The sequence below is a fragment of the Mycobacterium sp. IDUB_17 genome (assembly GCF_055419465.1).
Window position 1 is genome coordinate 512,806 of the sequence record NZ_JBVAXS010000004.1, and the last position, 22,451, is coordinate 535,256.

General features: G+C 67.0%; 18 protein-coding genes. 7 read left to right on the forward strand and 11 right to left on the reverse strand.

All coding sequences use genetic code 11. The annotated features are described in order from the left end of the window. Positions 1 to 165 precede the first annotated feature (165 nt). Positions 166 to 3,318 carry an ATP-binding protein gene (locus ACZYZ7_RS20040; RefSeq protein WP_463741596.1) on the reverse strand — a complete coding sequence of 1,051 codons (3,153 nt, stop codon included), beginning with the start codon at positions 3,316 to 3,318 and terminating at the stop codon, positions 166 to 168. A 146-nt stretch (positions 3,319 to 3,464) separates the two neighbouring features. On the opposite strand from ACZYZ7_RS20040, the gene ACZYZ7_RS20045 reads away from it, so the two are divergent. The 3 genes from ACZYZ7_RS20045 (at position 3,465) to ACZYZ7_RS20055 (ending at position 8,144) form a co-directional block, all read left to right on the forward strand. Next, entirely contained in the window at positions 3,465 to 4,199 is a 735-nt protein-coding gene (locus ACZYZ7_RS20045) for a beta-phosphoglucomutase family hydrolase (protein WP_463741597.1), read from the forward strand. 7 nt (positions 4,200 to 4,206) lie between these two features. After that, positions 4,207 to 6,573, forward strand: coding sequence for a glycoside hydrolase family 65 protein (locus tag ACZYZ7_RS20050; protein WP_463741714.1), 2,367 nt, complete (start codon positions 4,207 to 4,209; stop codon positions 6,571 to 6,573). 116 nt (positions 6,574 to 6,689) lie between these two features. Continuing rightward, positions 6,690 to 8,144, forward strand: coding sequence for a catalase (locus tag ACZYZ7_RS20055; RefSeq protein ID WP_463741598.1), 1,455 nt, complete (start codon positions 6,690 to 6,692; stop codon positions 8,142 to 8,144). On the opposite strand, the gene ACZYZ7_RS20060 is transcribed toward ACZYZ7_RS20055, so the two are convergent. Next, positions 8,145 to 8,729: a TetR/AcrR family transcriptional regulator gene (locus ACZYZ7_RS20060; RefSeq protein WP_463741599.1), complete on the reverse strand. Its 585-nt coding sequence runs from the start codon at positions 8,727 to 8,729 to the stop codon at positions 8,145 to 8,147. 74 nt (positions 8,730 to 8,803) lie between these two features. On the opposite strand from ACZYZ7_RS20060, the gene ACZYZ7_RS20065 reads away from it, so the two are divergent. Beyond that, positions 8,804 to 9,703 carry a TauD/TfdA dioxygenase family protein gene (locus tag ACZYZ7_RS20065; RefSeq protein WP_463741600.1) on the forward strand — a complete coding sequence of 300 codons (900 nt, stop codon included), beginning with the start codon at positions 8,804 to 8,806 and terminating at the stop codon, positions 9,701 to 9,703. A 1-nt stretch (position 9,704) separates the two neighbouring features. Here ACZYZ7_RS20065 and ACZYZ7_RS20070 read toward each other — a convergent pair whose 3' ends face one another. Continuing rightward, a complete protein-coding gene (locus ACZYZ7_RS20070; RefSeq protein ID WP_463741601.1) occupies positions 9,705 to 11,729 on the reverse strand; it encodes a YhgE/Pip family protein in 2,025 nt (674 codons plus the stop codon). Next, positions 11,729 to 12,490, reverse strand: coding sequence for a hypothetical protein (locus ACZYZ7_RS20075; protein ID WP_463741602.1), 762 nt, complete (start codon positions 12,488 to 12,490; stop codon positions 11,729 to 11,731). Before ACZYZ7_RS20075 ends, ACZYZ7_RS20070 begins: the two co-directional genes overlap by 1 nt. 37 nt (positions 12,491 to 12,527) lie before the next feature. Between ACZYZ7_RS20075 and ACZYZ7_RS20080 the strand changes: the two genes are divergently transcribed. Continuing rightward, on the forward strand, positions 12,528 to 13,142 hold the full coding sequence (locus tag ACZYZ7_RS20080) for a TetR/AcrR family transcriptional regulator (protein WP_463741603.1): 615 nt from the start codon (positions 12,528 to 12,530) through the stop codon (positions 13,140 to 13,142). Between the two features lie 4 nt (positions 13,143 to 13,146). Here the strand turns inward: ACZYZ7_RS20080 and phoU are convergent, their stop codons facing one another. The 4 genes from phoU to guaB form a co-directional block, all read right to left on the reverse strand. Continuing rightward, entirely contained in the window at positions 13,147 to 13,806 is a 660-nt protein-coding gene (phoU, locus tag ACZYZ7_RS20085) for a phosphate signaling complex protein PhoU (protein ID WP_463741604.1), read from the reverse strand. Between the two features lie 67 nt (positions 13,807 to 13,873). Continuing rightward, on the reverse strand, positions 13,874 to 15,610 hold the full coding sequence (locus tag ACZYZ7_RS20090) for a GMC oxidoreductase (RefSeq protein WP_463741605.1): 1,737 nt from the start codon (positions 15,608 to 15,610) through the stop codon (positions 13,874 to 13,876). A gap of 159 nt (positions 15,611 to 15,769) precedes the next feature. Then, positions 15,770 to 16,897 (reverse strand): GuaB3 family IMP dehydrogenase-related protein, encoded by a 1,128-nt coding sequence (locus tag ACZYZ7_RS20095; RefSeq protein WP_210115633.1) that lies wholly within the window; start codon positions 16,895 to 16,897, stop codon positions 15,770 to 15,772. A gap of 38 nt (positions 16,898 to 16,935) precedes the next feature. Beyond that, positions 16,936 to 18,477, reverse strand: a complete 1,542-nt coding sequence (gene guaB, locus ACZYZ7_RS20100; RefSeq protein ID WP_135453038.1) for an IMP dehydrogenase — start codon at positions 18,475 to 18,477, stop codon at positions 16,936 to 16,938. A gap of 146 nt (positions 18,478 to 18,623) precedes the next feature. Here guaB and ACZYZ7_RS20105 point away from each other — a divergent pair, with 146 nt between their 5' ends. Further along, on the forward strand, positions 18,624 to 19,028 hold the full coding sequence (locus ACZYZ7_RS20105; protein ID WP_003882245.1) for a DUF5319 domain-containing protein: 405 nt from the start codon (positions 18,624 to 18,626) through the stop codon (positions 19,026 to 19,028). Here ACZYZ7_RS20105 and ACZYZ7_RS20110 read toward each other — a convergent pair. The 3 genes from ACZYZ7_RS20110 to ACZYZ7_RS20120 all read right to left on the reverse strand — a co-directional run bounded on the left by ACZYZ7_RS20110 (position 19,019) and on the right by ACZYZ7_RS20120 (position 21,673). Further along, positions 19,019 to 20,203, reverse strand: a complete 1,185-nt coding sequence (locus ACZYZ7_RS20110) for an anti-sigma-D factor RsdA (RefSeq protein ID WP_463741606.1) — start codon at positions 20,201 to 20,203, stop codon at positions 19,019 to 19,021. The genes ACZYZ7_RS20105 and ACZYZ7_RS20110 overlap by 10 nt on opposite strands. Next, the gene (locus ACZYZ7_RS20115) at positions 20,196 to 20,774 is read right to left on the reverse strand and encodes a sigma-70 family RNA polymerase sigma factor (RefSeq protein WP_135453036.1); all 579 of its coding nucleotides are present in this window, start codon (positions 20,772 to 20,774) and stop codon (positions 20,196 to 20,198) included. Before ACZYZ7_RS20115 ends, ACZYZ7_RS20110 begins: the two co-directional genes overlap by 8 nt. 101 nt (positions 20,775 to 20,875) lie before the next feature. Beyond that, entirely contained in the window at positions 20,876 to 21,673 is a 798-nt protein-coding gene (locus ACZYZ7_RS20120; protein WP_463741607.1) for a hypothetical protein, read from the reverse strand. A gap of 436 nt (positions 21,674 to 22,109) precedes the next feature. Between ACZYZ7_RS20120 and ACZYZ7_RS20125 the strand changes: the two genes are divergently transcribed. Then, on the forward strand, positions 22,110 to 22,400 hold the full coding sequence (locus ACZYZ7_RS20125) for a WhiB family transcriptional regulator (RefSeq protein ID WP_029107049.1): 291 nt from the start codon (positions 22,110 to 22,112) through the stop codon (positions 22,398 to 22,400). Positions 22,401 to 22,451 lie beyond the last annotated feature (51 nt).

The following is a 22,451-nucleotide window of genomic DNA, read 5'->3' on the forward strand; positions in this document are numbered from 1 at the left end:
GTATCCACTCCCGAGGCTCTCCACAACGGAAATGGCGGCTGCCGTGTGTTGCGACCAGCGCAGTAGCGCGCCATTGCAATCTCGCCTGGACGCGGGCGGGGTTACCTAGGCTACGGTCTTGAACTGGGCGTAGCGCTGTCCACCCGACCCTCACATCGCCACGGCTCAGGCGATGTGTCCTTCGAAGCCAAGCGATTCCGCCATCGCGCGATAGCGCCCCACCAAGTCCCGGTAGGTCACGTCGTCACCGTGGGTTCGGGCCAGTCGGGCACGCATTCGTAGCAGCCAGATCTCTCGTACCGCCAAACCATCGTGGACAGGCTCCGCTGCCAACCGCTCGATCGCGGCCTCGGCTTCGGCCACGTCACCCTCGGCCCCGCGATCCAGCAGTGTCTCTACCAGAACACCCGTCGCAGGAATGCCCCACGACAGCAGCTGTCCCTCGCGAACCAGTTGGTCCACGACGGCGAACATGAGCGGTATCGCCTCATCGCGATCTCCACGTCGAGCCCTCTCACGTGCCGAGTACGCGTTGATGAGCCGTAACTCGCTCAGGTTGTGTCCGCGACGCACAAATACATCGCCGACCTCCCCCAGCAGCTTCTGCCCGCGGTCACGCTCCGCATCCGTGTAGCGGTGCACCAGCGCCAGGCCCAGTATGGCCCGGGCGAATACCAACGCCATATCGTCACCGGATCGTTCGGCAATCCGCAGCGCATCGTCGATCTCGCGCATCACCGAATCATCGGGCCACAGCACCCCAAACGGTATTCCCGGGAAGTAGACATAGGCGACGACCGCGGCGTAGGACAACGGGTCGGCGGTGCGGGCCATGGCCACGCCGTGGCGCAGGTCGTCGCGCCAGCCGGGACGACCCAGGCAATACCGGGCCAGTGCCCGCGTCGTAAAGGCGAGCGCTAACGGAGACCCGATGATGAAGTTGCCTTTCGACGGATCACCGTCGGCCAAGTCGATGGTCCGCTGCGACCACTGCAGCACGTCACCCCACTCGCCGTTATGAGCCCTGGCGTAGATCACCGGGAAGGACAGCCCCACGGTCAACGTCGGATCGCCGATCGACTCGATGAGCGCCCAGGCTTCCGATGCCAACCGCGACGCCTCGCGGATCTGGCCCCGGAACCCGTGATCCAGCACCAGCCCGGCCATGGCGATGGCCAGCGACGCCGTGTCCCCGGCGGCGGTGCACAACTCCCGTAATTCCTCAAAGCGGTCACCGGCAACATTCATATGGGTTCGCCAGGCGATCCCGCACAACATGGTGCGAGGGGCGATGCGCATCGCTGTCCGGTTCGAGTCCTCGGCAGGCACTGCGTCGGCGATCGCTCGGGCGCGCTCCCAACTCTGTCGCGCCGCGGCGATGTCGCGGTAGGTCGCCCAGGTCGCTGCGCGCATATGCCACTGATATGCGGGGTGCAGATCACCGGCGGCCTCCAGGTGTTCGGCAATCATGGCGGCATTCTCATCAGCCGCTGCCGGGCCACGTGATTCGATTGCGGCCGCGACGCGCCGATGCAGCTCGGCGCGATCCGATTTGAGCTGTGATTCGTAGGCGACCGCGCGGATCAGCGGGTGACGGAATGCGTACTCGGGGGTAAACCGCACCTCATCGATCAGCTCGGCCTCGAGCAGATCGTCAAGCTCGGGATCTGCCTCAAGCGTGGCGAGCAACTCCGCCCCGAAGCGGGCTCCGATTACCGACGCCGCGTTCAACGTTCGCTTGGCCGGGATGCTCAGCCGATCGATGCGCGCCTCGATGGCCGCCTGCACAGTTGCGGGTACTGCCACCTCGGCCGCGTCGGCACGGCAGGCGTAGCGACCGCGCTCTCCGGCCAGCACGCCGCGCTCGGCGAGATCGCGCACCATCTCCTCGGCGAAAAACGGATTCCCCGCGGCCCGCTCGGCGACGACCACCGCCAACTCACCGACCGAGGGATCCGAACCCAGCAGCTCACCCATTAGCGCTGCGGTGTCCGAATCCCCCAGCGGCCCAAGCGCTATCGTCTGCGCGCCGCGCACCCGCGACAACGCCCCCTCATACTCGGGGCGGAAGGTGATCAGCACCATCGTGGGGGTGCGCGGAACCACGGTGAGGAAGTCGGCCAACAGCGACTCGCTGACCGCGTCGATCCAGTGCACATCCTCGATGATGAACAGCGCCGGCTCGGTGCGCGCCAGCGTTGTCGCGTTCACCAACGCGGTCAACCGGCGCCGTCGCGCATCCGGGTCGATCTGGGGCAGTGGCACCTCGGGGTCGGCGATTCCCAGTAGATCATCGAGTAGCAGCAGATCCTGCGGGTCGACCTCGGTCACATACGCCCGCAACCCAGCGCGAGCGGCTTCGCCGTCAAGGCCGGCCACGCCGCTGCCCGCCCGCAGTAGCCGCGCCACGGCATAGAACGGGACGTCACGAGCATGCGACTCGCAAAACGCCCAAAACACCTCGACCCCACGACCCGCCGCGGCCGCGGCGGCCTCCCGGGCCACCCGGGACTTGCCGATGCCCGGCGGTCCCGCCACATTCACCACACCACCGTTGCCACCGATCATGCGGTCCAGCAGGGCGTCGATGGCAGCCATCTCCCAGCGCCGCCCGACCAGGCTCGCTTCTGCGCTCCTAACCAGGGCATCTCGCGGGCCGAGCGCGACCAGCCGCCGCGCGGAAACTGGTTCGTCGGCCCCCTTGATGTGCACCCACTCCGGTTCGCCCAGCACCGCGAGGTACTCGACCAGCCGCGCGGTCGCCTCCGACAGCAGCACTCCGCCCGGCGGGGCCGCCGATTCCATCCGCTGCGCCAATCCCACTTGTGCGCCGATCGCGGCATAGCCCAACGCCCCCGAACCGATATCCCCGGCGATCACCTGACCTGAGTTCAGGCCCACCCGCAACCGCAGCACCACACCGTCGCGGTGGGCCACCTCTGCAGCCAGACGCCTAGCCTCGCCCTGAATCGACAACGCGGCCAAACATGCCCGAAAAGCGTGATCCTCCAACGCAACCGGGGCGCCGAACACCGCCATCACCCCGTCGCCGGTGTATTCCGCCGTGCCCCCGTATCGGCGCACCACCGCCGCCGAGCACTCCACCAACTCGGTGATGATCTCGCGAAGTCTCTCCATATCCACGGTGGCCGCGATGTCCATCGACCGCACCACATCGGCGAACAACACCGTCACTTGCTTGTACTCGGCGTGGCCGTCCAGCCCTGGCAGAGCGCCGCCGCAGGCGTCGCAATACTTGGCACCGGCCCGGGACGGTGCCGAGCCGCACGATGTGCAGACAACTCGCGCTGGGGTCATTCGCGTCCTTCCCGCAGGACAGGGAACGCTCGACCAGCTCAGCATAGGGCGCTACGTCCCACGCTGGGAACGTCGCGAAGTACCCCCGCGCACCGAACTCGGCATGCTGAAGTAGTACCTGTACGCATCCGGAAGCGAGGTTGCCTGTGCTGGGTCTTCCCGAGCAGATCGCCGCCTGCCTGTTCGACCTCGACGGCGTGCTCACCGATACCGCCAGCGTGCACAAGAAGGCATGGAAGGCGATGTTCGACGAGTACCTGAAGGCACGGGCCGAACGCACCGGTGAACCGTTCGTCGCCTTCGACATCGACGCCGACTATCTGAACTACGTCGACGGCAAGCGCCGGCAGGACGGTGTCCGGTCGTTCTTGGCCAGCCGCGGCATCGAGCTGCCCGAGGGCTCACCGGACGACGGCACCGACGCCGATACCGTCGAGGGTCTGGGCAACCGCAAGAACGCGATGTTCCACGAGACCCTGCAGTCCGACGGAGTCGAGGTGTTCGAAGGATCGCGGCGCTACCTGCAGGCCGTGGCGCAGGCCGGCCTGCGCCGGGCCGTGGTGTCCTCCAGCGCCAACACCGAAGAAGTACTCAAGCTGACGAGATTGGACACATTCATCGAGCAGCGGGTGGACGGGGTGACGATGCGCGACGAGAACCTGCCGGGCAAACCGGCGCCGGACAGCTTCCTGCGCGCCGCCGAACTTCTCGGCGTCTCCCCCGCGCAGGCCGCCGTGTTCGAGGACGCGCTGGCCGGGGTCGCAGCCGGCCGGGCCGGAAAGTTCGGTTTCGTGGTGGGCGTGGACCGGGTCGGGCAAGCCGAGCAGTTGCGCCGCGACGGCGCCGACATCGTCGTCACCGACCTCGCGGAATTGATGTAGCGCCATGATGATCACCCACGACGCGTACCCGGTGGAACCGTGGCAGGTGCGCGAAACCCGTTTGGACCTCGACCTGCTGGCTCAGTCCGAATCGCTGTTCGCGCTGTCCAACGGTCACATCGGCCTGCGCGGCAACCTCGATGAGGGCGAGCCGTACGGCCTGCCCGGGACGTACCTGGCCGGGTTCTTCGAGGTGCGCCCGCTGCCCTACGCCGAAGCCGGATTCGGCTACCCCGAGGCCGGGCAGACCGTCGTCGACGTCACCAACGGCAAGCTGCTGCGGCTGTTGGTCGATGACGAGCCCTTCGACGTGCGCTACGGCGATCTGATCGACCATGAGCGCACTCTGGATCTGCGCGCCGGCACCCTGACACGCCTCGCGCACTGGCGCTCCCCGGCGGGAAAGCAGGTCCGGGTGGTCTCCACCCGGCTGGTGTCCTTCGCGCACCGCGGCGTGGCCGCCATCGAGTACACAGTGGAGGCGATCGGCGAATTCACCCGGGTGACAGTGCAATCCGAGCTCGTCACCAACGAAGATCAACCCGAGACCGCCGGCGACCCGCGGGTATCGGCGGTGCTCAAACACCCGCTGCACGCCGTGCACCACGAAAACACCTACAGCGGTGCGCTTCTGGTGCACCGCACCAGAAGCAGTGGACTGATGATGGCGGCCGCGATGGACCATGACGTCGAGGTGCCGGGGCGGGTAGAGGTGAACACCGACTCCCGTGACGACCTGGCCCGGACCACCGTCATCTGCGGGCTGAGGGCCGGACAGAAGCTGCGCATCGTCAAATATCTCGGCTACGGATGGTCCAGCCTGCGTTCGCGCCCCGCTCTGCGCGATCAGGCTGCCGGCGCCATCACCGGCGCCCGCTACAGCGGGTGGCAGGGGCTCCTGGACTCCCAGCGCGCCTACCTCGACGAGTTCTGGGACTCCGCGGACGTCGAGGTCGAAGGCGACCCGGATTGCCAGCAGGCGGTGCGATTCGGGTTGTTCCACGTGCTGCAGGCCAGTGCCCGTGCAGAGCGACGTGCCATCGCCGGCAAGGGGCTGACCGGCACGGGTTACGACGGTCATGCCTTCTGGGACACCGAGGGTTTCGTGCTGCCGGTGCTGACGTACACCCAGCCCCAGGCGGCCGCCGACGCACTGCGGTGGCGGGCCTCCACGCTGGACCTCGCCCGCGACCGTGCGCAACAGCTCGATCTGAAGGGCGCCAGTTTCCCGTGGCGCACGATCCGGGGTGAAGAATGCTCGGCGTACTGGCCGGCGGGCACCGCCGCATGGCACATCAACGCCGACATCGCCGCCGCGTTCGAGCGCTATCGCGTTGTCACCGGCGATGATTCGCTGGAGCAGGAATGCGGCCTGGAGGTCCTGGTGGACACCGCCCGGCTGTGGATGTCGCTGGGTCACCATGACCGCCACGGGATCTGGCACCTGGACGGCGTGACCGGACCCGACGAATACACCGCGGTGGTGCGCGACAACGTCTTCACCAACCTGATGGCCGCACACAACCTACGGGTGGCCGTCGACGCCTGCACCCGCCATCCGGACGCGTCCTACTCGATGGGCGTGACCACCGAGGAGACCGCGGCCTGGCGAGACGCCGCCGACGCCGCCCACATCCCGTACGACGACGAGCTGGGCGTGCACCCGCAGTGCCAGGGCTTCACCACGCTGGCCGAATGGGACTTCACGTCCAACACCACCTATCCGCTGTTGCTGAACGAGCCGTATGTCCGGCTCTACCCGGCCCAGGTGCTCAAGCAGGCGGATCTGGTGCTGGCCATGCAGTGGCAGAGCCACGCGTTCACCCCGGAACAGAAGGCCCACAACGTCGATTACTACGAGCGGCGCACCACCCGCGACTCGTCACTGTCGGCATGTACCCAGGCGGTGATGTGCGCCGAAGTCGGCCACCTCGAGCTGGCCCACGACTACGCCTATGAGGCCGCGCTGATCGATCTGCGTGATCTGCAGCAGAACACGCGCGACGGCCTGCACATGGCCTCGCTGGCCGGTGCCTGGACAGCGCTGGTGGCCGGGTTCGGCGGACTGCGCGACGACGAGGGCGCCCTGTCGTTGGACCCGCATCTGCCCGACGGCATCTCGTGCCTACGTTTCCGGTTGCGCTGGAAAGGATTCCGGGTGACGGTCGATACGCATCACGACGCCGTCACCTACACCTTGCGCGACGGGCCGGGCGGGTCGCTGACCATCCGTCACGCCGGGGGCGACGTGGTGCTCAGCACCAGTGAACCGACCACCGTCGCGATCGTTCCCCGCCATCCGCTACTGCCACCCCCGCCTCAGCCACCCGGCCGGGAACCGGTGCGCCGTCGCGCCGGCCACGCCGAACAGTAACGACCCGGCTCGCCGGGTGTGGATTCGAAAGCCACCGGGTACTCAGCGCTCGTACGTCACAGCGATGGCGTCGCATTGTGCGGCGCTTTCCGCTGCACAGCGAGAGGAGCGACGGGGTGACCGGTACCCAGCCCAAGCCGACAACCACCGACGCCGGAATTCCGGTGTACAGCGACGAACATTCGCTGACGATCGGTCCGGACGGACCGATCCTGCTGCAGGACCACTACCTGATCGAGCAGATGGCGATGTTCAACCGGGAGCGGATCCCGGAGCGCCAGCCGCACGCCAAGGGCGGCGGCGCATTCGGTCACTTCGAGGTGACCAACGACGTCAGCGCCTACACCAAGGCCGCGCTGTTCCAGCCGGGCGTCAAAACCGAGACCCTGACCCGGTTTTCGACCGTGGCCGGCGAGCGCGGCAGCCCAGACACCTGGCGTGATCCACGCGGGTTCGCCACGAAGTTCTACACGACCGACGGCAACTTCGACATGGTCGGCAACAACACCCCGGTGTTCTTCATGCGCGACCCGTTGAAGTTCCAGCACTTCATCCGGTCCCAGAAGCGGCGAGCGGCCGACAATCTGCGCGACCACGACATGCAGTGGGATTTCTGGACCCTGTCCCCCGAATCGGCCCATCAGGTGACGTGGTTGATGGGCGATCGCGGCATCCCCCGCGACTGGCGCCACATGAACGGCTACTCCAGCCACACCTACAGCTGGATCAATGCCGCCGGGGAGATCTTCTGGGTCAAATACCACTTCAAGACCGACCAGGGCGTCGAGTTCCTCACCCAGGAGGAAGGCGACGAGATGGCCGGCATCGACGGCGACGCCCACCAGCGCGACCTCTACTCGGCGCTAAAGCGCGGCGAGTTCCCGACCTGGTCATTGAAGGTCCAGATCATGCCGTTCGAGGAGGCCAAGGACTATCGCTTCAACCCGTTCGATCTGACCAAGGTGTGGCCGCACGGCGACTATCCGCTGATCGACGTCGGCACTCTGCGGCTGGACCGCAACGTCACCGATTACCACACCGAGATCGAGCAGGCCGCCTTCGAACCGAACAACCGCGTGCCCGGCACCGGGCTGAGCCCGGACAAGATGCTGTTGGCCCGCGACTTCTCGTATGCCGATGCCCATCGCCACCGGTTGGGGACCAACTACAAGCAGATCCCGGTGAACGCGCCGAAGGTCGAGGTCAACAGCTATTCGAAAGACGGCTCGATGCGGATCGAGAATGTGACCGATCCGGTGTACGCCCCGAATTCGTACGGCGGCCCGCAGGCCGATCCGGCCCGCACGGGTGAATCGCTGTGGCGTGCCGACGGTGACATGGTTCGCGCCGCCTACACGCTGCACGCCGAGGACGACGACTGGGGCCAGGCCGGAACCATGGTCCGCGACGTGCTCGACGATGCGGCGCGGGCCCGGCTGGTTTCCAACATCGCCGGCCACCTGTCGAAGGGCGTCTCCGACCATGTCCTGGAACGGGCCTTCGAATACTGGAAGAACGTCGACAAACAGCTCGGCGAGAAGGTCGAAGCCGCGGTCAGCAGCGGCGGCTGACTAGCCCGCAGAAGAGTCGTCGGGTGTGAGGATCTGTGCGATCTCCGCGCTCACCGTGGCGCGCACGTCGTCGTCGCTGATCGAGTCCAGGCCGGTCGCCGACTTCAGGAACGGTTCGAACAAGCGCCACCCCAGTTGCAGCGCAACGGCGTTGGCGACGGCCAGCCGCCCGGTGCGCTCATCCTCGAAACGCGGCAGCACCTGTCCGAGCAGCCTCGTGACCCCCGGAAACTGGGTCTGCAGCCGGCCCACGGGGTAGCCGTCGAGCAGCGCCCTGGCCATCAACCGCATGTGTTGGTCCATGGTCCGGTCGATCTCGTCGGCTGGGCCCCCGTCGTCCAACAGCATGGTGAGCCGGCCACCGAGATGATCGAGTACGGCGCCGACCAACTGCTCCTTGGTACCGAAGTGCCGGTAGATCAGTCCGTGGTTGACCTTGGACCTGGCCGCGATGTCACGGATGGACGTGGCCGCCGGGCCGTGTTCGGCGAACAGTTCGGCCGCCGCGGACAGCGCCGCGGCCACCACCTCGTCACGGCCCACCGGGCTCGCCGGATCTTTCGCCGGTGGCGTCGGTGTAGTCACGTGGTTACACTAGCTCACATGCAGGTGTAGTCACTTGACTACAGTTGTTCCCACCAGCGCAAAGGACTGATCCGATGACCGCTTCCACCACCACTCCCCTCACCGTCAAGAAGCTCGGCAGCCGTATCGGCGCCCGTATCGACGGGGTCCAGCTGGGCGGGGATCTAGACAAGAGCACGGTCGCCGAGATCCGGCGCGCGCTGCTGGAGCACAAGGTGATCTTCTTCGGCGGCCAGCACCACCTCACCGATGAGGAGCACCACGCCTTCGCACGGCTGCTGGGCAAGCCTGTCGGCCACCACGCACTCAAGCAGGCGGATGCCCCGATCATCACCCCGCTCGACTCCGAGTACGCCAAGGCCACCCGCTGGCACACCGACGTCACGTTCGTCCCCGACTACCCCGCCATCTCGATCCTGCGCGCGGTGACACTGCCCGAATACGGCGGATCCACCCTGTGGGCATCGACCGCGGCGGCCTACGACGCGCTGCCCGAGCCACTCAAGCGCCTCACCGAAAATCTCTGGGCCCTACACAGCAACCGCTTCGATTACGCAGCGGCACCCGTTGCCACGCTCACCGACGAACAACAGCAGATGCGCGCCGCGTTCGAGAAGCCCGATTTCCGTACCGAACACCCGGTGGTGCGGGTGCATCCGGAGACCGGCGAGCGCACCCTGGTGGCCGGCGACTTCACCCGCGGCTTCCTCGGCCTGGACAGCCACGAATCCGCGACGCTACTGGAGTTGCTGCAGCGACGGATCACCGTCCCGGAGAACACCATTCGTTGGAACTGGGCACCCGGCGACGTCGCGATCTGGGACAACCGGGCCACCCAGCACCGCGCTGTCGACGACTACGACAACCAGCGCCGGGTGATGCACCGCGTGACGCTTTCCGGTGACGTGCCCGTCGACATCCACGGGCAGCCCAGCCGGCCGCTCGCGGATGCCGCTCTGCTCCAGGCGGTCTGATTCACATCTTGATCGCCGGCATCAGCCTGGTCATGTTCCACAGCCGGTTGCGTCGGGCCGACAACGCGGAGATCGTCAGGGCACCCGCCCAGATCGCCAGCAGCGTGATGATCGCCTGCCAGAGCCGCTGGTCGATCCCACCGAGGATGAGCTGACGTAATCCGTTGACGCCGTAGGTCATCGGATCGTAGTTGTGGAATGCCTGGAACGGCCGAGACGTGGTTTCCACCGGATACATCCCGCCTGCGCTGACCAACTGAAGCATGAGCAGGGCCATCAGCAGCACCCGACCCACCGCGGGGCCGACGAATGCGTTGATCGCCTGCGTCGCGGCGACGAAGGTACACGAGACCAGAATCATGAAGCCCAGCATCGCGACCGGATGCGCCACCTGCATGCCCAGGGCGAACCGCACCACGCAATACAGGATGATCGCCTGGAATATCCCGATCACCGCGGCGGGCAGGTAGCTGGCGAATGCCACTCGGATCGCCAGTACCTCCGCGGCGATCGGGCGGTTCTGCAACGGCCGCAAGACCATCCACAGCACGAGGGCGCCGAAGAACAGGGCGAGGGTGATGAAGAACGGCGCCATCCCGGTGCCGAAATTGGGCGCGGCGTTCTCGGCCGAGTTCTGCAGGTGGACCGGGCCGCCGATGGTGTCGGCGATCGCCTCCTTCTGCGCGGGTGTCCAATCGGGTACCTGGCCGGCGCCGTCGGCGAGCTTGGTCGCCAACTCGGCCGATCCGGACCGCAACTGCGTGGTACCGGATTTCAGCTGCCCGGCGCCGGTGTCGAGTTTGGCTATGCCACTCGCCAATTCGGCGTTGCCCGAGGCCAGCTGCTGAGCTCCGCTGCGCAGCTGGTTCAGCTTGGCGTTGAGATCGGAGTTCTTGCTGCCGACCTGATCGAGCGCGGAGTTCAGCGGGCTGCCGGGGTTGCGCAGCGACGTCGTCATCGAGATCGCCGCATTCTCCGCATCGGTGAGCTGTTGACGGATCTGCGGGGTGAATTGGTGGGCCCGAAGATCATCCGCCACCCCGCGCAGGGTTCCGGCGGCATTGTTGGCGATCGGATCCGGGCTGGCCGAGAGCTGATCGATCACCGAGGTCAGCGCCGTCGCGGCGGAATCCTGCGCCCCGGTGATGGCACCGATCTGGTCATTGGCCTGCCGCAACGCGGTGGTGCCGTCTTCCAGTTTCTGAGTGTCGCCGCCGACCTTCGACAGCGCCGAGGTCACCGCCACCAGTGGATCGGTGGCCTTGGTGATCCCGTCGGACAGCTGCTTGGCACCGGTGGCAAGCTGGGCCGAACCGGACCGCGCCGTGTGCAGCCCGGCCGCCAACTGGCCGGCGCCGTCGTCGACTTTCACTGCCCCGTCGGCGAGTTGGGCCGCACCGTCGGCGGCCTGTTTGATCCCGGCTCCCGAGCTGACCACGACCGAGAGCACCTGGTTGACCGCCTGGCCCGAGATCCGCGTCGACACCGCATTGAGCACCTGATCGATCGCGGTGCGGCCGATGTTCGACGAAATGTAGTTGTTGGCGTCGTTATAGACCGCATTCAGGTTGGCCTGCTTGGGATTCCCGGTCAGCGGCGATGCGATCGCCTCGCTGAAATCGGGTGGAAGCTCCAACATGAAGTAGTACTTGCCGTGGTCAACGCCTTTACGCGCCTCGTCGTCATCCACCACGTGCCAGTTCAGGCTCGCATCGTCGGTCAGGCTCTTGGCGATCTCAGCACCGACATCGATGTGCTGTCCCGAAACCACCGCGCCCCGATCGGCATTGACGAGTGCCACCGGCATCTTGTCGACCTGGCCGAAGGGGTCCCAGTACGCCCAGAGGTACAACGCGCCGTAGACCAGCGGCAGCAGCATAAGCACCACGATCGCGGCGCGGGTCATCCGGCTGCGGCCGAAGCGTTTGATCTCGGAGCCGAAGGCAAGGGCCGCGAGTGGGGATGAGCCGCTTGCGCGAAGACCCTTCAGCCCCGATGAGCCGCTTGCGCGAAGACGATTCAGCATCATGCGTCCTTTTCGGTCAAGATGCGGTGGTCGTGCAGACCGTGGTCAGGGGCTTCAACACCGAGCGGATTGGTCACGCCGACAACGACACTGCGCTGTGTGGCGATGGCACCGAGTCGTTCGACCGCTATCGCCCGCCGCGTGTTGTCCCTCACCTGTTCGAGGTCGCCGACCACCAGGATCGGGCGATTTGAGAAAAGCGCCAGGGTGACCTTCAGCAGGAACAGGTCGAGATCGGACAGTTCGCTGATGTAGGCCCCGGCTGCAGGCGGCGTCAACTCTCCGAAGACCTCGCGCAGTTCGGATTCGCCGGCCTCGATCGGAACCCGTCGATACCACGGGGCCAGCCAGCGGCGCTGCTCGGCGAGCACCGTCCGCACGGTGACCGAGTCCTCCAACTCGTCGATGTCGGCGAACGCCGCGATCGCGCAGTGTTGTCGGATCGCCCGTGGGTCCGTTTCGCCGCAGACGGTCACGGTGCCGCGGGTGGGTTTGAGCCGTCCGGCCAGCGTCAGCAGCAGCGCGGTCTGGCCCCAACCACCGGGCATCTGGATGGCGTGAAATCCCGGGGTGAGCTCGAGGTCGATGCCGGAGAACAGCGGGCCGTGCTCGCCGTCGACCCTCAGTCCGGCCGCGATGATCTGCGGCGCGTCCTGGGCGTCGCCGGTCTCAGCCACCTCAGGCGTCCCGTCGTCCGCTTCGGGCGCCCGGGTGTCCTCGGCGTCGTCGTTGTCTTCCATCTCCGACCTTTCGATACTCATCGGTATCCATACGATACTAGCGAGTATTGTGTTGGTCATGACGGCTGTCAAACCCACCCGCACCCGCCCCACCCGCGACGAGGTGCGGGACCGGATCCTGGATGCAGCACTCACGGTTTTCGCGGCCGAAGGGTTCGCCGGCGCCACCATCGACGCCATCGGTCACGCCGCGGGATTCACCAAGGGCGCGGTGTACTCCAACTTCGAGTCCAAGGACGAGCTGTTCCTGGCCCTGCTGGACCGGCAGTTCGAGAGTCGCGGCGCCCTCATCGCGACCGCTCTGGACAGTGGGCACGGCGACACCGCCGCGATCGCCGCGGCATTGAGCCGGTCAACGCTGGATTCGATACACGATCAGACCGAGTACCAGATCGTGCTGACCGAGTACTGGCTACGCGCGGTCCGAGATCCCGAGCTGCGCGAACGTCTGGTGGCCCGCCGCCGCGCGGCCGCCGATCAAGCGCTGCACATCGTCGAACAAGCCGGTACCGCCCTGCCCGGTCACCAACTGTCAGCACTGGCCCAACTGGTGGTCACCATCATCTCCGGCATCGCCACCGAGGAGGTGCTGCAACCCGGGACTGTCGATGTCGACACGCTCACCAAGCTGTTCACCGCGCTGCTCGAATCCAGCCCGGCTCCCGGCCGGTAGCGGCTCAGGCCAGCTTCTTGTGCACCGGCCGCCCGCCGGTCGCCTCGAAGATCACCCGCTTGCCGATCTCGACGGCATGATCGGCGAATCGCTCGTAGTAGCGGCCCAGCAGTGCGACGTCGACCGCCGAGCACACCCCGTCATCCCAGGGGCGGTCCAGCAGCAAAGTAAATAGATGTCGATGCGCGGCGTCGACGGCATCGTCCTCGTCGCGCAGACGTGCGGCGGCATCGGGGTCGCGGGAAACCAGCACCTCTTCTGCGGCCCGCGCCAGGCCCACCGCCTGGTCTCCCATGTCGGCAAAACAGGCGCGCACCTCCCCCGGCAGGGCGCAGTCCGGATGGCGCAGCCGGGAGATGTCGGCGACGTGCACCGCAAGCGCTCCCATGCGGTCGAGGTCGGCGGCGATGTGCATCGAACCGACGATCGCGCGCAGTTCGCCGGCGACCGGCTGCTGCAGGACCAGCAGCCGAAACGCCGACTCCTCGATACGACAGTCGTAGGCGGCGATGTGTTCGTAGTCGGCGATGACCTGCTCGGCCAACGACAGGTCGGAGTCGAGCAGGGCCGCATTGGCGCGCTGCATCGCACTCACCGCCAGCGCGCACATCTCGGCGAGTTGAGTGGACAGTGCCGCCAACTCGTCGTGGAACGCCTTCCGCATGCGCCACACCCCTTCCGGCCGGACCTCGCCGCCCGGCGACGGTTAGGTACCCGGAACGGGGCGGGAACTAACCGCCCGAGTTGACGGGTTCGATCGGCAGCCGCCGCAGTCCGGCAGGCGCCTCGGCCGGCACCACGGGATGCTCGGGCGCGATCGGCGCCAGTTTCCGGTACGGCTCATTCTGCTCCGGACGCTGGTCGTCCTGGCCCTTGTTCGGCCACAACGACGCAGCGCGTTCGGCTTGGGCCGTGATCGACAACGACGGGTTCACCCCGAGGTTCGCCGAGATCGCGGCGCCGTCCATGACATAGAGCGTGGGGTAGTTGTACACGCGCTGATACGGGTCGATGACACCGTGGTCGGCGCTGTCGCCGATGGCCGCCCCACCCAGGAAATGCGCGGTGAGCGGGATGTTGAACAGCTCGCCCCAGGTGCCGCCCGCAACCCCGTCGACCTTCTCCGCCATCCGCCTGGTGAACTCGTTCCCAACCGGGATCCACGTCGGGTTCGGCTCGCCGTGGCCCTGTTTGGACGTCATGACCCGCTTGCCGCCGGGCCCACGCTTGGTGAATGTGGTGATCGAGTTGTCCAGATGCTGCATCACGAGGGCGATGACCGTGCGCTCACTCCACCGCTGCGGGTTGAGCAGACGGATCAGCTTGGCCGGATCCTGGCGACCCTGTTCGAGGAACTGCCGCCAGCGGGGCACGTCGGTGCCCTGCGGCCCGGTGCCGTCGGTCATCAGCGTCTGCAGCAGCCCCATCGCGTTGGAGCCCTTGCCGTAGCGCACCGGCTCGACGTGAGTGTCGGCGGTGGGATGCACCGAGGAGGTGATGGCCACGCCGTGGGTCAGATCCATGCCGGGTTTCACCGTGAGGGTCTGGGCGCCGACGATGGACTCGGAGTTGGTGCGGGTCAGCACGCCGAGTTTGGCCGAGAGCTTGTTCAGCTTGCCGGTATCGCGCATCTTGAACAGCAGCTTCTGGGTGTTGTACGTCCCGGCCGCCAGGATCAGGTGTGTCGCGGTGAAGGTCTTGCGCCCGCGCCGCAGCTTGCTGCCGGTACGCACGGTGCTGACCTCCCACAGACCGTCGGCACGCTGCTCGAAACTCGTCACCGTGGTCATCGGATGCACTTGCGCCCCAGCCGATTCCGCCAGCCCGAGGTAGTTCTTGACGAGCGTGTTCTTGGCGCCGTGGCGACAACCGGTCATGCATTCCCCGCACTCGATACACCCGGTGCGGGCCGGTCCGACACCGCCGAAGAACGGGTCGGGCACGGTCTTGCCCGGTGTCATCTCGCCATCGAGGCCGAAGAACACCCCCACCGGCGTGGCGACGAAGGTGTCTCCGCAGCCCATATCGTCGGCGACCTCTTTGACGATGCGGTCCGCGTCGGTGAAGGTCGGGTTCTTCACGACGCCGAGCATCCGCTGGGCCTGGTCGTAATGCGGCATCAGCTCGGCCCGCCAGTCGGTGATGTCCTTCCACTGCGGGTCGTTGAAGAACGGCGCCGGCGGCACGTAAAGGGTGTTGGCGTAGTTCAGCGATCCGCCGCCCACACCCGCACCGGCCAGGATCATCACGTTGCGCAACAGGTGGATGCGCTGGATGCCGTACATGCCCAACTGCGGAGCCCACAGGAACTTCCGCAGATCCCACGAGGTCTTGGCGAAGTCCGCGTCCGCGAACCTCTGGCCGGCTTCGAGTACGCCGACCCGATAGCCCTTCTCCGTCAGCCGCAGCGCACTGACGCTGCCGCCGAACCCCGAACCGATCACCAAGACGTCGTAGTCAGGCTTCATGTGATCAGTATGACGCTACCGCCAGGTAACTTCTAGACAGGAAGCCCTAACTTGTAAAGAAGGGTCCCGTCATGCCGCGGCGATTTCTACGTCTGGGTCGCGATCTGAGCCCATCACTACCGTGGTGTAGAAATCGGCGAGGCGATCCCCCGCTCGGCGCTAAGACCCGACCGTCAGGCCGACCTTCTGGAACTCCTTGAGATCGCAGTACCCGGCCTTGGCCATCGACCGGCGCAGGCCACCGACCAGGTTCAGCGAACCGAACGGATCATCGGACGGCCCGGTCAGCACCTGCTCCAGGCCCGGCCGCTCCCCGACCGCCACCTGCAGCAGGGCACCGCGCGGCAACGACGGGTGCGCGGCCGCGGTCGGCCAGAACCAGCCCCCGCCCTGGGCCTCGGCGGCCACCGCCAGCGGCGTGCCCAACACGACGGCGTCGGCGCCGCAGGCGATCGCCTTGGCCAGGTCTCCGGAGGAGTGAATGTCGCCGTCGGCCAGCACGTGCACGTAGCGTCCGCCGGTCTCGTCGAGGTACTCGCGGCGCGCGGCGGCCGCGTCGGCGATCGCCGTGGCCATCGGCACGCTGATGCCCAGAACCTCGTCGCTCGTGGTGACCCCGGCCGTGGAGCCGTAGCCGACGATCACGCCGGCCGCGCCGGTACGCATCAGGTGCAGTGCGGTGCGATGGTCGAGTACACCGCCTGCCACCACGGGCACGTCGAGCTCGGAGATGAACGTCTTCAGGTTCAGCGGCTCACCGTCGGATGCGACACGTTCGGCCGAGATGATGGTGCCCTGGATGACCAGCAGGTCGATCCCGGCAGCCACCAGTGTCGGCGTCAGTGCCTGGGCGTTCTGCGGGCTGACGCGGACGGCCGTGGTCACGCCGGCCTCACGGATGCGGGTCACCGCCGCACCGAGGAGCTCGGGGTCCAGGGGTGCGGCATGCAGCTGCTGCAGCATCCGGATGGCGGCCGAATCATCGTCGGCTGTCGCCGCGACGTCCAGGACCTGGGCGATCTTGTCCTCGACATCGGCGTGCCGGCCGATCAGCCCCTCGCCGTTGAGCACGCCGAGCCCGCCGAGCCGACCCATCTCGATCGCGAACTCCACCGACACCAGGGAGTCGGTGGGATGCGCGACGACCGGAACCTCGAAGCGGTAGGCATCGAGTTGCCAGGTCGTCGAGACGTCCTTGGACGAACGGGTGCGCCGCGACGGCACGATCGTGACGTCGTCGAGCTCATAGGTACGGCGGGCGGTTCTGCCCATGCCGATCTCAACCATGTCGCGCATGACTGTTCTTAGTCTCCTGCCCCACCGATTCAGCGGGTGTAGTAGTTGGGGGCCTCGACAGTCATGGTGATGTCGTGCGGGTGGCTTTCCTTCAACCCGGCCGCCGTGATCTGGACGAACTGCGCCTGCTGCAGCTGCTCGATGGTGCCCGAGCCGGTGTAGCCCATGGCTGCCCGCAACCCGCCGGTCAGCTGGTGGATCACCGAACCCAGCGGACCGCGGAACGGCACCCGGCCCTCGATACCCTCCGGCACCAACTTGTCCTCGGAGAGCACATCGTCCTGGAAGTAGCGGTCCTTGGAGTAGGACTTGCCACCGCCGCGTCCCTGCATGGCGCCCAGTGAGCCCATGCCGCGGTAACTCTTGAACTGCTTGCCGTTGACGAAGATCAGGTCACCGGGCGACTCCGCAGTGCCGGCCAGCAGCGACCCCAGCATGGCCGTCGAAGCGCCGGCGGCCAGCGCCTTGGCGATATCGCCGGAGTACTGCAGACCGCCGTCGGCGATCACCGGAACCCCGTAGGGCTTGCAGGCCGCGACGGCCTCCAGGATGGCGGTGATCTGCGGGGCGCCGACACCGGCGACCACGCGGGTGGTGCAGATCGAGCCGGGGCCGACACCGACCTTGACCGCATCGGCACCGGCCTGCACCAGAGCGGCCGCCGCGGCGCGGGTCGCGACGTTGCCGCCGATCACCTCGACGCGGTCGCCCACCGTCTTCTTCACGCGCGCCACCATGTCGAGCACGCCCCGGTTGTGGGCGTGGGCGGTGTCGACGACAAGCACGTCGACCCCCGCGTCGACCAGCGTCATGGCCCGGGCCCACGCATCGTCACCGACGCCGACAGCGGCGCCGACCAGCAGCCGGCCGTCGCTGTCCTTGGTGGCCAACGGGAACTGCTCGGTCTTGACGAAATCCTTGACCGTGATCAGGCCGGTCAGCTTTCCGTGCCCGTCGACGATCGGCAGCTTCTCGATCTTGTGACGGCGCAGCAGGCCCAGCGCGGCCTCTGCCGAGACGCCTTCCTGCGCGGTGATCAGCGGCGGCTTGGTCATCACCTCCGCGACGGGCTTGTTCTCGTCCACCTCGAAGCGCATGTCGCGGTTGGTGATGATCCCCACGAGCGAGCCGGCATCGTCGACGACCGGCAGGCCGGAGATCCGGAACCGGGCGCACATCGCGTCGACCTCGGCCAGGGTGTTGGTCGGCGAACAGGTGACCGGGTCGGTGACCATGCCGGCCTCCGACCGCTTCACCGTCTCCACCTGGGCGGCCTGTTCGGCCGCCGGCAGGTTGCGGTGCAGTACGCCCATGCCACCTGCACGGGCCATCGCGATGGCCATCCGCGATTCGGTCACAGTGTCCATCGCGGAGCTGACCATCGGCACCCGCAGACGGATGTTGCGGGTCAGCTGGCTCGAGGTGTCAGCGGTGGCCGGGACCACATCGGAGGCTGCCGGGAGCAGCAGCACATCATCAAAGGTGAGACCGAGCATTGCGATCTTGGTGGGATCATCGCCGCCGGTCGGCACGGGTACGGCAATGGGAACGCTGCTTTCAGCGATCGACATGGGTGGGGCCTCCAGTGGCAGGCGTGGGGCTTGTAACCCGATTCTATCGGCTCGGATATTGACAGTGATGTTGCCGTTCCTTGCACCTCACGGCGCACATCAGGACGGCTGGCGCGATGGGAGTACGGCTGCGTAGTGTGGGACTCGTGCGTGACCACCTCCCCCCTGGTTTGCCGCCCGATCCGTTTGCCGACGATCCTTGCGATCCGTCGGCTGCGCTGGACGCGATCGAGCCGGGCCAGCCTCTGGACCCCCAGGAACGGACGGCTGTCGAGGCTGATCTAGCCGATCTCGCGGTGTACGAAGCGTTGTTGGCGCACAAGGGAATTCGTGGCCTCGTCGTCTGCTGCGACGAATGCCAGCAGGACCACTACCACGACTGGGACATGCTGCGGGCCAACCTGCTGCAGCTACTTGTCGACGGCACGGTACGCCCGCACGAGCCGGCCTATGATCCCGAGCCTGATGCCTACGTGACGTGGGACTACTGCCGCGGTTACGCCGACGCCTCCCTCAACGAGGCCACCTCGGACACCGACGGCTACCGCTGATTGCCGCCTAGCCCCGGCAACAGGGGCAGTTCGACCGTCGGCAACGCCGACCCCCCACCTCGCCCGCCCGCCGGGCCCTCGTGATCTGCGCCACTGCCGTTCTCGGCAGGCGCAGGCGTCGTGGCGCGTACCGGCGGTGCCGACGGCACAGACGTGGGTTCCACCGCAGGCGCGACGGTCGTGGTGGTCACCGGCGGTGGCTCAGCTGCCGGAGCGGCCGAGGTGGTCGGTACCGATGTCGTGTGCGTCGCCGAAGGCTGTGAGGTCGCCGACGACGGAGCGGTCGCCGGGGCCGACGCGCTCGTCGTTGGCTCGGCACTGGTCGTCGGCGACGGTGTCGCGGACGAGGACGGCGGCGTCGACGGCGCAGTGGTCGTCGGTTGCGAGGTCTCCGACGGCGTCGATGTCGCCGACGGGTTCGATGTCTCCGAACCGGGTGTGGTCTCGGTCGGTGAAGTCGAGGGTCCGGTTGTCGGCGTCGTCGTCGGGGTCTGCTCGGACGTGCTCTCAGCCGGGGACGACGGTGTCGTCGTCACGGTCACCTCAGGCAACACCACCGGCGGCGCATCAGGCGGCACGGTCGCGTTCGGATCGCGGTTCTCCACCTTCACCGACAGCTGCTGCCACTGGTCGACGAGTTCCTGCTTGCGCTGCTCGTCACCGACGGTGGCGACCGTGGTGGTGAGGGTCTGCAGCTTCTGCTGCGCCTGCTCCCACTGCCCTTCGTCGATCAGCTGCTGAACCTGTTTGAGCTCACTGGACGCCAACTCGACGCCCACATCGCGCGTCACCGGCGCCGACCCGAAGACCAGTCCGCGCACGCCGTAGAGCGCGTCGCCGGGGCCCGAGCCGTACACGGCCGCGCCGAACCCGCCGAGGCACAGCAGCGCGGCGGCCATCGACCCCACCAGCGCCATCGGCATGCGCACACGCCCCTGCCCGGTGGCCTTGTCGAGCGCCGCCACCGCCTCGCGGGGCGTCGCGATGCCCGACATCGGGGTGCGCCGTGCGTCGTCACGCCACCCGGCCAGCAGGACGGCCAGTTCGGCCTCCTCCCGGTCGGTGGCATAGACCTGGCGCTCGAGGGACAAGGCCTCGATGAATTTCTCGGACCGGTTGATCTCGTTGAGGGACGGATCACCACCGTTTGAGGTCCAGCGGCCGAAGTCAGGCATGATCCCGCCCCGTCGCCATGATCTCGTTCTTCAGCCGGGCCAAGGCACGGTGCTGAGCGACGCGCACCGCACCGGCGGTGCTGCCGACCGCCTCGGCGGTCTCCTCGGCACTCATGCCGACCACGACACGCAGGATCAGGATCTCGCGCTGCTTTTCGGGCAGCACGGACAGCAGCCTGGCCATCCGTTCAGAAGATTCGGTGTCGAGCGCAGACTGCTCGGGCCCCGCGTCAAGGGAGAACCGCTCGGGCACCACATCGGTGGGCTCGGCACGATTCCTGGCCGCCGCGCGGTGCGCGTCAGCAACCTTGTGCGCAGCGATGCCATACACAAAGGCCAGGAACGGGCGTCCCTGATCTTTGTAGCGCGGCAGCGCCGTTATGGCGGCCAAGCACACCTCCTGCGCAACGTCATCAGCTGACAGACCACTGCGCTCGGTCGCCCCCACCCTCGCCCGGACATACCGAACGACGATCGGCCGAATGATCTCCAGCACTTCCGAGAGCGCGTTCCGATCACCTGCCACTGCCTCAGCAACGACAATGTCGAGACGGTCTCCCGAACTTGTCATCGTGGGCGATCTCTCCAGCGTTACGTTGCACCGACACTCGCGGCGATTGGCTCAGCTAAACAATAACGATCAAATCAGGCGGAACCGTGACGGTGCCGGTTCTAGGCGCCGGCCCATACCCCGCCTCTGCGACGCACTGTATCGGCGCTGAGGTCACGGATCCGGCCGATTTGCGCGGCGTCGTGCGAGGCACTCCCGATATCGGCCAGCACGCAGGCCACCGCCCACCGCAGCGGGATCAACCCAGATTTCTCGGTGGCCGGCAGTGCCGCGTCGGCGACCTCCCGCGCCGCGTCCACCTCGCCGGCACTACACAGCGCTGCGGCGAGCACGACATCAGATTTCACGGCGTGGCGCGTCGAACGGTGACCGGCCGACGCCGCCACACCGCGGCGGGCGTGTTCGACCGCCGTGGCACCGTCGCCCTGCACCATCGCCAGTTCGGCGCTCACCCATGCCAGCCGGATCCGCTGACGTGAGTCGCCGGGCGTGTCGACGGCGCGCGCCCGGTCGAGCAGCCGGGCCGATACACCGAAGCGCCCGACCCCGAGGGCATCGGCGGCCAGCCCGACGAGCGCGTCGGCGGCAGCCTCGTCATCGTCGCCGCAGTGAGCCCACGCCTGACCGTCGGCGCCGCGAGCGCGCTCATGCCCACCCAGCTGGCGAAGGAACGAGGCCCGGGTGCTGTGCGCCAGCGACACCAGCGGACCGGACTCCCGGCACCGCAGGATCGCGTCGAGTTCGGTGAGGGCACAGCCGTAACGCCCCTGCCCTCCGGCGGCGACCGCCCGCAGCCACCGCTCGTGCGGGGTGGTTGCAGGGGGCAACGGCCACCGGCCGGGGTCGGCCCCGAAGGCGGCGTCAGCCAGGGCCGGAGCGGCCGCTGCGATTGCAGTCATCGGTTCGCGACGCTATCAATCCCGAGGCCCTTGCAAACCCCCGGGCAACGCGGGGCCGGCGGATACTCCGAAATTCACTTTGCTCCCCGGTCATTAGTTAACAATTAATGACTCAAATGTTAATGGCATGTCAACTAACTATCGCCCGCCCGGAATTGCACACAACGCTCCCGCCTGCCCGAACAGGGGAAACCTGAAGACCGTTGCCACTGCCCTAACACTCATGTCTCCGTCAAGGCATCGCAACGATGAACGTGATGTAAATTCTCGACCTGCGATTATGCCCTTTAGCACACCGGCAGGCTATTGACGCGGTTTATTCAGTCCCCCTAGTTTGTGTGCACGAGCGGTCATCGGCGACATGAGCTCAGTTCGGTTCCACCGACTCAAACCCGCCCGCGTTGGCGAAATGGGCGAGCAGAGAGGGGTTTTCCAAATGCCGCAGCCGCAGCAGCTTCCCGGACCCAATGCGGATATCTGGGATTGGCAAATGCAAGGACTTTGCCGTGGTGTCGATTCATCGATGTTCTTCCACCCCGATGGTGAACGCGGACGGGCCCGGGCTCAACGTGAGGTGCGCGCCAAGGAGATGTGCCGCAGCTGCCCGGTGATCACCCAATGCCGTTCACACGCACTGGCCGTCGGCGAGCCGTACGGCATCTGGGGCGGCCTGAGCGAGTCCGAGCGCGAGCTCTTGCTCAAGCGGGGCATCCGCCGCAGCGCCTGAGCTTCACAGCAAACTTCATACGCCGAGCTGACAAGGCCCCATCCCGCAAGG